Source organism: Epilithonimonas zeae (assembly GCF_023278365.1).
Classification (GTDB): domain Bacteria; phylum Bacteroidota; class Bacteroidia; order Flavobacteriales; family Weeksellaceae; genus Epilithonimonas; species Epilithonimonas zeae_A.
In genome coordinates, this window is the sequence record NZ_CP075338.1 from 506,839 (window position 1) to 519,837 (window position 12,999).

The 12,999-nt window shown below is 34.7% G+C and carries 11 protein-coding genes; 5 read left to right on the top strand and 6 right to left on the bottom strand.

Annotated features, from left to right (window positions below; translation table 11 throughout):
* Nucleotides 1–6 precede the first annotated feature (6 nt).
* The 3 genes from KI430_RS02075 to KI430_RS02085 all read left to right on the top strand — a co-directional run bounded on the left by KI430_RS02075 (nucleotide 7) and on the right by KI430_RS02085 (nucleotide 3,629).
* A complete protein-coding gene (locus KI430_RS02075) occupies nucleotides 7–1,617 on the top strand; it encodes a RagB/SusD family nutrient uptake outer membrane protein (RefSeq protein ID WP_248876629.1) in 1,611 nt (536 codons plus the stop codon).
* Nucleotides 1,618–1,912: 295 nt separating this feature from the next.
* Nucleotides 1,913–3,013 carry an ATP-binding protein gene (locus tag KI430_RS02080; protein WP_248876630.1) on the top strand — a complete coding sequence of 367 codons (1,101 nt, stop codon included), beginning with the start codon at nucleotides 1,913–1,915 and terminating at the stop codon, nucleotides 3,011–3,013.
* Between the two features lie 106 nt (nucleotides 3,014–3,119).
* Entirely contained in the window at nucleotides 3,120–3,629 is a 510-nt protein-coding gene (locus tag KI430_RS02085; RefSeq protein ID WP_248876631.1) for a CinA family protein, read from the top strand.
* 70 nt (nucleotides 3,630–3,699) lie between these two features.
* Here the strand turns inward: KI430_RS02085 and KI430_RS02090 are convergent, their stop codons facing one another.
* The gene (locus KI430_RS02090; protein ID WP_248876632.1) at nucleotides 3,700–5,031 is read right to left on the bottom strand and encodes an alpha-amylase family glycosyl hydrolase; all 1,332 of its coding nucleotides are present in this window, start codon (nucleotides 5,029–5,031) and stop codon (nucleotides 3,700–3,702) included.
* 197 nt (nucleotides 5,032–5,228) lie between these two features.
* Here KI430_RS02090 and KI430_RS02095 point away from each other — a divergent pair, with 197 nt between their 5' ends.
* Both KI430_RS02095 and KI430_RS02100 read left to right on the top strand, forming a co-directional pair.
* Nucleotides 5,229–6,020 (top strand): glycosyltransferase family 32 protein, encoded by a 792-nt coding sequence (locus KI430_RS02095; protein WP_248876633.1) that lies wholly within the window; start codon nucleotides 5,229–5,231, stop codon nucleotides 6,018–6,020.
* A 227-nt stretch (nucleotides 6,021–6,247) separates the two neighbouring features.
* Nucleotides 6,248–6,745: an SRPBCC family protein gene (locus tag KI430_RS02100; RefSeq protein ID WP_248876634.1), complete on the top strand. Its 498-nt coding sequence runs from the start codon at nucleotides 6,248–6,250 to the stop codon at nucleotides 6,743–6,745.
* Nucleotides 6,746–6,926: 181 nt separating this feature from the next.
* Here the strand turns inward: KI430_RS02100 and KI430_RS02105 are convergent, their stop codons facing one another.
* The 5 genes from KI430_RS02105 to KI430_RS02125 all read right to left on the bottom strand — a co-directional run bounded on the left by KI430_RS02105 (nucleotide 6,927) and on the right by KI430_RS02125 (nucleotide 12,741).
* Nucleotides 6,927–8,354, bottom strand: coding sequence for an SDR family oxidoreductase (locus KI430_RS02105; RefSeq protein ID WP_248876635.1), 1,428 nt, complete (start codon nucleotides 8,352–8,354; stop codon nucleotides 6,927–6,929).
* Nucleotides 8,355–8,375: 21 nt separating this feature from the next.
* Nucleotides 8,376–8,738: a response regulator gene (locus KI430_RS02110; protein WP_175565871.1), complete on the bottom strand. Its 363-nt coding sequence runs from the start codon at nucleotides 8,736–8,738 to the stop codon at nucleotides 8,376–8,378.
* Nucleotides 8,728–10,269 (bottom strand): sensor histidine kinase, encoded by a 1,542-nt coding sequence (locus tag KI430_RS02115; protein WP_248876636.1) that lies wholly within the window; start codon nucleotides 10,267–10,269, stop codon nucleotides 8,728–8,730. Before KI430_RS02115 ends, KI430_RS02110 begins: the two co-directional genes overlap by 11 nt.
* 391 nt (nucleotides 10,270–10,660) lie before the next feature.
* Nucleotides 10,661–11,011, bottom strand: a complete 351-nt coding sequence (locus tag KI430_RS02120) for a prevent-host-death protein (protein ID WP_248876637.1) — start codon at nucleotides 11,009–11,011, stop codon at nucleotides 10,661–10,663.
* A 260-nt stretch (nucleotides 11,012–11,271) separates the two neighbouring features.
* Nucleotides 11,272–12,741, bottom strand: coding sequence for a hypothetical protein (locus tag KI430_RS02125; protein ID WP_248876638.1), 1,470 nt, complete (start codon nucleotides 12,739–12,741; stop codon nucleotides 11,272–11,274).
* Nucleotides 12,742–12,999: the final 258 nt, after the last annotated feature.

Here is a 12,999-nt window from a genome sequence, read left to right on the forward strand (position 1 = left end):
TCAACTATGAAACGTATATATATAACTTTTATATTTTCTCTTTTCACATTAAGTTCTTGTGTTAATGACCTTGACACAGTTCCTATTGACCCAAATATCGTAACGACGGAACAGGTTTATTCAAGCCCGGAAAACTACAAAGGTGTTTTGGCAAAATGTTATGCTGCATTAAGTCTTAGTGGACAACAAGGTCCAACCGGAGATCCGGATATCAGTAATTTTGATGAAGGTTACAGTTCTTTTGTTAGATTGGCTTTCTATGTTCAGATTCTGACAACCGATGAGGCTATTATGGGTTCCCAAACCAATGGCTTAAGACAAATGGCGACTAATACTTGGGACTCCAACACCGCAATTCTGAATGGTTATTATGCCAGATTGTATCAGATTATTGGCTATTCTAATGAGTTTCTCAGACAAACGACTGATGCTAAACTCGAGGAAAGAGGTCATACAGATGCCAGCTTCAAACAGCAAGTCTCATATTTTCGGGCAGAAGCCAGATTTTTGAGAGCCTATTCTTATTGGGTTTTATTGGATACTTTTGGAAAAGTGCCATTTGTAACAGATGCTGATAAACAAGATCCTCAGTTTTTACCAAAGCAAATTTCCAGAACTGATCTTTATTCTTACATAGAAAATGAATTGAAAGAAATTGAAACAACACTTCCTGAAACTAATGAATACGGAAGAGTTGATAAAACAGCAGCCAATTTTCTATTATCAAGACTTTATCTGAATGCTGAAGTTTACACCAAAAGTCCACAATGGGCAAAAGCGGCGGAATATGCAGAAAAAGTAATCCAAAGTCATTATAGCCTTGCTCCGAAATATCTTTACAATTTCCTTGCAGACAATCACACTTCTCCGGAAATTATCTGGTCGCTGAATTTGGATGGCGTACAATCCAAAACGTATGGAGGAACAACATTCTTTGTTTTAGCCCAAACAGGAGGAGTGATGCTAAATTATCTGAACTTGGGAATTGCCGGAGGTTGGGGCAATATCCGTCTTCGTCCGGAATTTGTCAATAAGTTTCAAACGCCAGATCAAAATTTTGTAACTACGGATCCTAATGCGTTCACGAAAAATGACAGTAGAGCTTTATTCTTCAACATTGGGCATAAGAAAGAAATTGCAGCACTTCCGGGAACTTTTCAGGATGGTTATGCTTTTACCAAGTGGAGAAATGTAACCAAGAATGGAGTAGCAGGTTCAGATGCGGCTTATGTGGATACAGATTTTCCAATGTTCCGTCTTTCTGAAGCTTATTTGACGGCAGCTGAAGCGTATGTTAGATTAGGTAAAAATTCTGATGCGCTTAATTATGTGAACATCATTAGAACCAGAGCTTATAACAATGGAAGTGGCGCTGTTTCCCTGTCGGATATGAATTTGAATTTCATTTTAGATGAGAGATCAAGAGAGTTATCCTGGGAACTTCTGAGAAGAACAGACCTGATCCGTTTCAATAAGTTTACGACTGCAGATTATCTATGGAGCTGGAAAGGTAATGCTCAGTCCGGAAAAGCTGTAGACGCTAAGTTTAATATATTTCCTATTCCGTCATCTGATATCACAGCTAATCCTAATTTGATTCAAAACGATGGCTATTAAAAAGAACTGATCTCACAATCAAGTTTATATATTATTTTCTTTAAGCTTTCTGTACCAACAGGAAGCTTTTTTTATTAGATGATGGTTTTTATTTATAGATGATGAAAAATAGAGGGCTAATTTTATGATTAGTCTTGTACAAATTTTAGTGTCATTTATTTGCGACCAATTCATTATATCATTCAAATCATAAAATTATAATGAAAAAAATGCGCATGTTTGCAGCCTGAAATTTTATTAGCCAAGACAGTCACAATTCTGTTTATTAATAATTTTATAAAATGTAATTATCAAGATGGATTTGTTTAATCATTTAGAAAATAATCAGGCATTGTTTAATGCAATTGTAATGTCCAGCGCTGATGCAATTGTAAGTAAAACACTGGATGGCATTATAACAAGCTGGAATCCTGCGGCGGAAAAAATGTTTGGTTATTTGCAGACAGAAGCTGTGGGAAAACATATTTCTTTAATTATTCCCGAGGATAGACTAAGTGAGGAAGATTACATCATAGGACAGATAAAGGCAGGGAAGAAGGTTGATCATTTTGAAACCATTAGAAAAACCAAAAATGGCCAGAACTTTCCCATTTCTGTAACAGTATCTCCGGTTGTTGATAAAGAGGGCAATATCATAGGAGCATCAAAGATTGCACGAGACATTAGTGATCGCCATATTGCTCAACAAGAAAAAGCAGAACTTCTTGAAAAATTAAAAGAACTGAATATCCGGAAAGATGAGTTTATAGCTTTGGCAAGTCATGAATTGAGGACTCCGCTGACAAGTATGGATGCTTATCTGCAGATCTTAAAGAGGTATATTGATGATGAGAAAGTAAAAGTATTTTTAGAAAAAGCGTTGGCACAATCAAAAAAATTGAATCATCTTATTTCTGACCTTTTAGATGTTTCCAAAATTGAATCAGGTAAATTGGTCTTGCGAATTGAGAAATTCGACATTCATCAATTGGTTGAAGATACGATTGACCTCATCAGCAAGGCTAACGAGTTTTTTGAGATTACTTTACATTCTGAGATAGATTCTATTCAAATTGAAGGAGATCATTATAAGATTGAGCAAGTTATTACCAATCTATTGACCAATGCTATACGATATTCAGCTGGAAGTAAGCAAATTGATGTTTTTATCAAAGCAGAAAATGGAATCGTAATTATTGGTGTCAAAGATTACGGTGCTGGGATTGATTCTAACCATTTCGAAGATATTTTCTCAAGGTTCTATCAGGTTCATCAGTCCAATAATGTTTCAGGATTGGGGTTAGGACTTTATTTATGTAAGCAGATTATTTCTCAGCATCAGGGAAAAATATGGGTAGAAAGTGAACTGAAAAAGGGGAGTACATTCTGGATAGAATTACCAGTTAGTCAATGTTGATAATTAAATTCATAATATTCCTTTATTAGAAATTTTTATAAAAACTATTCCCAAGAAACTAGATGGCAGAAGATTTGATTACGCTTGGCAAATCAAATCTATTTCTATGAATTTTTCAACTATTTTATTGGAGCGTATTAGCTATCATCTTTTAAGAAGAGGAGAAACGATATCCATTTGCGAAAGTGCAACATCAGGAGCTTTGCAGCTAGCTTTTTCCCAAATGCCCGATGCACAAAATTTTTATAAGGGTGGCCTTACTATTTTCAACAATAATCAATTGAAACTGCTTGATATCAATAACAATGATAAAGACCAAATCTTCGTATCCCGCAAAGGAGCAGAAGAACTATCCATAGAAATTGGAAAACAGTTTTCTTCAGATTGGGCAATCGCAATAACGGGTTGTATAACACCAACAGAAGAATTTAATAACCAAATTTTTGCTCATTACAGTATCTCATACAAAAACGTAATTATCCGTAGTGATAAAATCGAATTACATCCTTTGACAAAGGCTTGGGATGCACAAAAATATTTTGCAGAATATGTTTTATCGTGTTTAAGATGTGAGTTAAAACACGAGCATATGACTAAAGACAGAACATACGCTTAATCAATTTCCTAAATAAATATAAAACACCTGTGATGAAAATCTCAGGTGTTTTTTTTGCTGTCAATCGCAGTTATCTTGAATTTGTATGATGCAGAACCACATAATCCCAAGGTGCCATTTCGATAACAAGGGTGTCATCCACTTGTAGTTCTGAATTGGAAAAAAGGTTCACATAATTGCTTTTATCAAAGGAAGTGTCGAACTGTGCAACGACTGTATCTTTACTTAGATTAATAAATACTAATACTTTATCGCCATTTTTCTCACGGACGAATGAAATTACATTATCCATCTTATCATTCATTATTCTCACAATCTCGCCACCATATTGTCCGTTCCATAAGGCTTCGTTTTGATGTTTTAAATTGAATAGAGTAGAGTAAAGCTTTTCATTGTCGTGCGCCTGCCACGGGATTGGATCTTTTTCAAAGAATGCCAATGAGTGATTTAGCCCAGCTTCCTGGCCATTGTAAACCAGCGGAATCCCGTCCATCAAAAAAGTGAATACTGTTACAGCTTTCAATGCTTCTCCAAAATTGGTATAAGGCGTTCCTTCCCAAGAATTTTTATCGTGATTGTCGATAAAATTCATTCGTATGCCCTTCTTGGGAAATATGGAAACGTGTTCAGCTAAGTAAGCTTCGCTTAATGTCTTAACACTGTAATGATTGGTAGCAATCTGATGAAGAATATTCCACAAAGTCCAATTGTAAGTCGAATCAAATGCTCTTCTGTGCAAATCTTTATCTTCCGCCTCAGCCAACATAAATACTGGCTTCAAAACATCAAGTTCAGCTCTTGTATTCTCCCAAAAATCTATCGGGACAAAACTCGCAATATCGCAACGGTAGCCATCTATATCAAATTCTTTTACCCAATATTTTAAGGCATCGGTCATATATTGTCGAAGCTCAGGATGGCTGTAATCCAATTCAATAATATCGTCATAATCCCGCCATCTTGTGGACTGAAAAGTATTTTTTCTCGACTTTCTGTACCATTCCGGATGTTCTTCTACAAGATTGTTATCCCAGCTTGTATGGTTTGCGACCCAATCCAAAATGACAAACATTCCCTCATCGTGAATGGCTTTTACCAGTTTTCTGAAATCTTCTTCTGTACCAAATTCGGGATTAACTTCAAGATAATTACGCACGGAATAATAACTTCCGAGATTGCCTTTTCTATGAACTTTACCAATTGGATGGATCGGCATCAGCCAAATAATATCGATTCCCAATTTCTTAAGCCGAGGTAACTCTCTTTCAACTGCCGCAAACGTACCTTCCTCAGAAAATTGTCTGATGTTGAGTTCATAAAGTGTTGCATTTTTAACCCATTCGGGTGTAGTGATTTCAACATAAGATTTGGGCTGGTATCGTTTATCGTTGGCTTGTTCCATATGAATAGTTTATTAACAAAATATGTATCGAATATCATACCTACACAACATTTAATATTAATAATTAGCATAAAATTAAAATGATAAATACCAAAATTCTCTCAAAAAAATCAAGAATGTCCCATCACAATGCTACAAAGGTTTGATGTTTGTATGGCTATAAAACTCAAACACCAATTTAGATAAAATATTAAGTTATGATACCAAAAAAGATTCATTACTGCTGGTTTGGAGGCCAGCCCAAAGACGAATTAGCTGAACATTGTATAGCCACTTGGAAAAAAATCCATCCCGATTACGAGATTATCGAATGGAATGAAAGCAATGCGCCGCTAGAAGATAATAATTATGTTAAAGAAGCTTTTGCACAGAAAAAATGGGCTTTTGTTTCCGATTATGTCCGGTCAAAAGTGATGTATGAACACGGCGGAATCTATATGGATACCGATATGGAACTCAAGCTTCCTCTGGATGAATTCCTAACTGAAAAAGCAGTCTGCGGTTTTGAAGTAAAAGGTGTACCATATTCAGCATTCTGGATGGCTGAACCGAAACATCAATTATCAAAGGACTTTGTGGATTATTACAACAAACAAAATGGTTTCGAAGAACGCATCAATACAGATATTTTCTCAGAAATGCTGGAGAAAGATTACGGAGCAGATCGTTATAGTGACACGATTCAGAAATTAAATCGTAATGTTACATTATATCCGTCGGTATATTTTTCACAAGATCTGCCTAAAAATTATGTTAGCCATCATTTTAATGGATCTTGGTTTGGCGGTGATGAAGAAAATACACATAAAAAGATGGTCAATGTTTATGGTTTGCTAGAGAGACTAACCACTTATCCGGGAGCAGCTAAAGCTGTGAATAGTATTATTGATGATCATAAAACGATCAATGTTGATGATTTGCTTGATTTAATTCCGATAGATCATATAAGTACATACGTTCAGAAAAAAATATATAATGATAAAAAATAATAAATACCAATCATTGTGATTCAAGTCATAAAATGAAAAGTAATCTAATTATATATTTGAAATACTAAAGTTCCTAATAAATAGGTCTTGAAATTTAATTTCAGTTTCATAGTTGTCCGGTTGTAATTTTTACAACCGGATTTTTTTATTTTTTTACAAAAAAAGAAATTGAAAGCTTCCAATTAAATTGGTACACAACTTGAAATCATCAATTATTTAATATAACTATGATTTACGAATTATACCGCGAACAACAGCTCCATTGCAGTCTTGACGAAGCCTGGGAATTTTTTACTTCACCCAATAATTTACCATTAATTGCACCGCAGGAAATGGATTTTACTGTTCTTACAGAAGTTAATAATGGTATTATTTATAACGGAATGCAAATTGATTACAGGTTGAAGCCTCTATTTGGAATTCCAATCCGCTGGAAGTCAGAAGTCCGATCGTTGGAAAATAAAAGATGTTTTGTTGATTACCAACTGGAAGGGCCTTACAAGATGTGGCATCATTATCACGAATTTGTACAGAACGAAAAAGGCGTATTGATGAAAGACCATTTAAAATATGAAATGAAGTATGGTTTCTTTGGGAAAATTGTCAATCATTTGATTGTTAGGGATAAATTGGAGTATATTTTTAATAACAGACGAACTGTTATAGAAGGATTATTTAATCAAAAATTCTCAGTTAATCAGGGGCTGGCGATTGTCAATTTGTAGAGTCTCGAAAAATCGAACTATCATTGGGTTTATTACCAGAAAATATAGAAAGACAAATCATCAGAATAATGGACTGTAATATATACCAGGAGAAGTAAGTTAATATTACTGTTAATATGACGTCAATAAGTGATGATGCATAATTAAAATTGAAATAGTAACAAAATAAGATTACTGAAAATTATTTTTCATCAGCTAATTTTTTAATCATTCCTTTAAATATATAACCATGGAAAGGTAAAACAGCATACCAGTAAAGTCGTCCCCAAAGTCCAAGCGGTCTAAAGGTTGCTTCCTGTATCAAGATATCATTGATGATTTTAAATTCCAGCCAGGCTTCACCAGGCAGCTTCATCTCCGCAAATAGAAGTAATTTTTTCTCTTCTCTGCTTGCGTATAAAACTCTCCAAAAATCCAGAGAATCACCAGCTCCCAAATTATTACTGTTCTTTCTCCCTCTCTTAAGTCCGACACCACCAAAAAGTTTATCAATACTTCCACGAAGGCTCCATAGAAAATTGGCGTGGTACCAACCGTTCTTCCCTCCAATACCAAATATTTTGTCCAGTGTCTTTTTCTCATTTTTAATTCTTACAGATTGCCGATCTTTGAAAACGCCCATTTTTGGTACTTCTAGAAAGTTCCAGACATCTTTGGAATAACGGTAATTGCCAAAAGAATCATACCACGTTGACAAAACATCATTCTGTTCTATTTTATCAAAACTTAATCTCAAGCTTTCTCGGTAAGTGAGGAGCTGCAAACCTAGTTCTTCTGCCAGACTGTTTTTTTCTGCAACGACATTAATCTTCATACTATCAACTAGATTTTTGGCTAATACATAAGATGTCGAAGTTATGAAGTAAAGCCAATAAGAAGATAATCTTGGACTGAGAACCGGCACCGAAATAATGGTTCTTTTAAGACCACGTTCATCTGCATAAATCTTTAGCATTTGTTTGTAAGATAGGACATCTGGTCCGGCAATGTCAAAATGCTTATTGTAAGTTGATTTTTTACCCATCACACCTATTAAAAATTCGATAACATTTCGGATGGCGATTGGCTGGCATAATGTTTTGAGCCATTTCGGAGCGACCATCAAAGGTAATTTCTCGACCAGATCTCTGATAATCTCAAATGATGCAGAACCAGAACCTATAATAATTCCAGCTCTTAGAACTGTAAGTGCATACGCATCAGACTTCAATTTATCTTCTACATCCTTTCGGGACTGCAGATGTTTTGATAAGTCTTTTTCATTAACAATACCTGTGAGATAAATGACTTGTTTACAATTGGTTTTTTCAACAGCCTTTGCAAAATTTCCGGCACTAATTTTTTCTGCCTTACTAAAGTCCGCATTAGATGACATGGAATGAATAAGATAAAATGCAATGTCGATGTCTTTCGGGATGTTCTCCAAAGTAGAATCCTCATTAAAATCATTTTCGAGTACACTTATCTGATTTTTAAAGGTTTTGTATGGCGATAAATCAAAACGTTTTTTATCTCTTACAGAACAAATCACACGATGCCCGTTATTAAGAAGTTGTATTAATAATCTCTTTCCGATGTATCCTGTAGCGCCTGTTAAAAAAATCGTCATAAATATTTATTATGCTTTAGGTTAATTAATAACTTCCTCAACCACACTTGCCAGCTGTACCATATCAAATGGTTTTGAAAGAAAAGCATTGGCATTGGCTCGTTCAGCAATTTCAGCACCGTCCATACTGGCTGAAAAAATGATAACAGGTAAGTCATTAAAATCTGAACTTGACCTTAAAGATTTTAAAATTTGTTCTCCCGAGATAATTGGCATCCATAGATCCAACAATAAGAGATCAGGACGGCTATTTTGCAGTTTTTCCTGCAACGTTGTACTGTCAATTACTTTGATAACATGATAACCTTCGATCTCAAGCATCAATTCAACAACATCCAAAATTCCTTGGTCATCGTCGCAGACCATTATTACTTTATTCTTCATTATCATATATTTTCATAATTGGCAGAGTGAAATTAAAAGTTGCGCCGCTGCCTTCTTCGCTCTCAACCCATAATGTACCGTCGTGTGCCGTAATAATCTGCTGACAGATGTACAAGCCTATTCCTAACCCTGCAAACTTTTGCTGGATATCCTTTGCACGATAAAAACGGGCAAATATTTTTGCTTGATCACTATGATTGATTCCAATACCATAATCTGTAACTGATACTTTTACATAATTTGATACTTTGTCCGACTGTACATCAATCACCTTATCTTCAGGCGAATATTTGATAGCATTAGACAAAAGATTGTTAATGACTTGAGTAATCTGTAAATCATCGCCAAGAATAACCGCATTGGTTTTTCCCCTGAGATTGATCTGATGATTGGAACCGGCATAATTAAAATTGCTGACCGCATCATTTAATAATTTATCAATTTCAAAAGGTTCTTTGTGCAATTCTATATGACCAGACTGAATTTTAGAGGTGTCCAGAAGCTGATTAATCAAAAGATTAAGTCGGTCTGTCTGGTTTGCAATCTTATCTAAAATGGTGTTAAATTTCTCCGAAGAATTTTCAGGCTTTATACGCTGTAAAACTTGTATCAGACCTTTGATGCTGGTTAATGGCGTTTTTAATTCGTGACTCGCCACCGATAAAAAATCATCCTTTCTCTGTTCAATCTCTTTTTGGTCTGTGATATCTTCAATCGCTATCAGTATTCGGTCTTTGAACTGACCTTCGAACTCAACACGGTAAGCGTTGACCAGCATTACTTTTCTACCGATATATGGAAAATCGTGCGATACTTCAAAATCAATAACAGGATTGTTGGTTGGAAGAATTTTGGTCAATAATTGTTTTAAAGCTTCTATATCCCATTGATGATTTCCTAGTTCAAATAATATTTTACCAACTGTATTAGCTTCTGTTACTTTAAAAGATGAAAGAAAGTGTTTGTTGGCACTCAGAACACGATAGTTAGAATCCAAAACCAACAGACTTTCACGTACCGTCTGAATAATACTGGAAAGAAACGCTTCGCTGTCCTGCAGCTCTTTTGTTCTTGCCACTATTTTTTCTTCAGTGGATGCTTTTTCTTCTATAAGCTCTATTTCAGCATTCTTGCGCTCCGAGATATCATTTTGTACACCAATGAAGTGCGTGATTTCTCCGGCATTGTTTTTTACTGGTGAAACAAATAATTCGTTCCAGAACAAGGTACCATCTTTTTTGTAATTTCTGATTTCTACTCTGCATTCGTAACCATTTTCGATCGCTTCTTTAAGCTGTTGTCTCTGTGGTTGCGAGCGATCCTGAGCTTGTAGAAACCGGCAGTTGTGACCTATTATTTCGTTATGGCTGTAGCCTGTAATATTTTCGAAGGCTTTATTACAATAGATGATAGGATTGTCTGGAATACCATTATCCGTAATAATAATTCCGGAATTAGAAGAATTAAGTGCCTGTAAGTAGATTTCATAATCCAGGCTTTCATTTCGGCTAATATGATTTGATTGGTTCACAGTTTTCAATTTTATGATGATTTATTATAAATTGAATTAAAACTTCAATACTGAATTTTATAATTAGATTGGTCTAATCTAAAATCATGCCTAGAAATTTTTTTGACTGTTATATTGTATCAAATTAACAGAACACTATGAATTATCAAACAAAAGTATCTTATGTTAAAATAACTTTGTGGGATTACTAATAAAACTGTGACATTATATAAAAAGAAAGACTGCATTGCAGTCTCATTAAAAATTTTCAAGTAAATATATTTGTGTAGATCAGATCATAAAGTAGAGTAACAAATAAAATTGTTATATTATAATTAAACTAAATTATAATTTGTTCTGATACCGTATTAGTAACAAATCATTTACATTGTATGCAACAACTTAATCATAATTAAAGCTGATAATGACCAACCATTCTGCTCAGAATAAAGTTGATAAAGTCATCATCTATTTTCTTTCGATCAACCAGCTTGTTTCGGTACTCATAGGATGTTAAAGCTCTTGCCAACTGACCATAGGCTTGATAATCTGATTCTTTAAGTTTTATTCTTCCGGCGCCATCTTTAGTATTGATAATCTCGTCCTCCATCGTTCTGAGTTTAATAACAATATGATAGAATTTGGATGTAGTCTTTCCACTATATCTCTCAATAATATTGATCTTAAACGCGTTAAAATATATCGTTTTAAAGCCGAGATTTGATCCGCTTTCAGGCTTAGTGATTTCTAATGTAAATTTCATAACTGATGTTGCAAATATAGATAATGAATATCAAAAATTCATACCATAAGGCAGAATAAAAATGAAATTTAAAATTAATTTTTAACTGTTAAATATTTTTTATTAATTATGATTTGAATCATAAACTTGTATAAATTCAATGATTATGTTATTCATTTTTCTATTAAAATAGTATTGAATAAAGGGTTTCTTATTACAAACCAAATATAAAATTTATATACTAATCATAACCTATTATATTTACAACCATATTTTTTTTATTATCTCGCTGTAAGATTAAGTGAAACTGTTTGCATATTACCGCTACCTTCATAACGCTCAGCCCAGATTTCAATATAATCATCTTTTTTCAGCTGGACCGTTCCAATAATTGGCAAAGCCAATATCCCTGACGTTGTAAAAAGGCCAGACGTTCCTCTGCCATAAACTTTTGTCTCTGTTATGACCACACCATTTTTAGCAATATATAAAATTATCGTCAGATCGCTATTACCTTGGTAGGAGACGGAACCTGCCACCTGAAAATACCTTGTTTTGTTACCTCTATAGGTGATGATGTTATCACCATCTCTTGTAAAGCGGAATAAGTTGTTAGATGTTGTAGTTCCTGTGATTTTTTTACGTCCTGCAGTACCTGTAGTTGTAAAGGAAGTCGTAAAGCCAGTACCTACCGCAGCAGATAAATTGATATCACCCGTAGCAGCGTCATCACTTTCACGGGGCGTTCCAGGGGCATCTACTGTCCAGGCATTGCTAAAATAATATCCGGGGTATGCTCCTGTTGTATAGCCTTTAATCATTCCTGATGACGCTGAAGTTGTTCCCGAAAAAACAGTTCCCTGCAAAATGCCTGTTCCAACATTTAACGTGTTGCTGCTGACGTCCAGAGCAATGTCACTTCCGTTAACCGTACTGAAACCACTAGCTTTCTGTATATGACCAAAAGTTCCTGTAAAAGTTTCAAAAGTACCATTATTGCTGTCTTGCCACGCCTGTGTATTGAGTAATAGGTTTCCAATATTTGAGTAGGTAATCCCATTCGCATTATTAATAAAGTTGACTATATTGCCAAAATATAAACCATATCCGGAAATGTTTCCGACGCTTGTGCCAGTGTTCTGAACAATAGTGTTCTGAACCAGAAGTGATGTATTGGATGTAGCACCAGGACCTGTCAAATCAAAAGCTCTAGCGCCTGTTATTGTGATATTTCTGATACTGCCACCCGTATTACCTCTGAACACTGTGCCTCCAGGAAAAGAAAGCACATCCTCATTGGCATCAAGACCGGAAACATAAGCATCATTAAGGTTAATTGGAAAAGCTAAAGCAATGGTACCGTTAATTTCATAATACTTATTGCTGTCCAAAAGGTAGCTGCTACCGCCTCCAGCTGCCAGTTCGGGTGCAAGATCAGCTGCTGATTTGACAATCTTAAAATTATCTCTTCTGCTGCTGAGGTCATTTGCCAGTTTAAGCCAAGAAGTGGTAGATGTATTGTAATAAAAAAAAGCTTTTTCTGTGGTGTCAAAAACCAATAGACTTTCTGCAGGACTACTTATTGTATTGCGTTGCAAGGTAGTCATTCTTGGAATCAAAATACCTCTCAAAGCATTTCCTGACTGAATTTCCAATGCTGCAGAAGGATGCGGATTGGAAGTATTGATACCGACTTGCGCGAAGGTAAATGTCACTGACAAAAGTAGAATGAAAGAAGTAAATAATCGCATAATCAATGAGAAAAAAATTAGAATAATAATATTGTTACAAAACACTATTTGAATTTCAAATATATTGTGTGATGAATAGGAATTAAATTTTTATAAAATTAAATCTATGATTATTAATGGATTATGATTTGAGTCATATGCATTACATTTCAAATACTGACACCTATATTTAAAGCTGATAATAAACTGTAGTTTACCTAAAACTAGGAAGTCAAGTTTTAGAGCTTATTCAAAAAAGAATTTTATTAAGCTAATCAT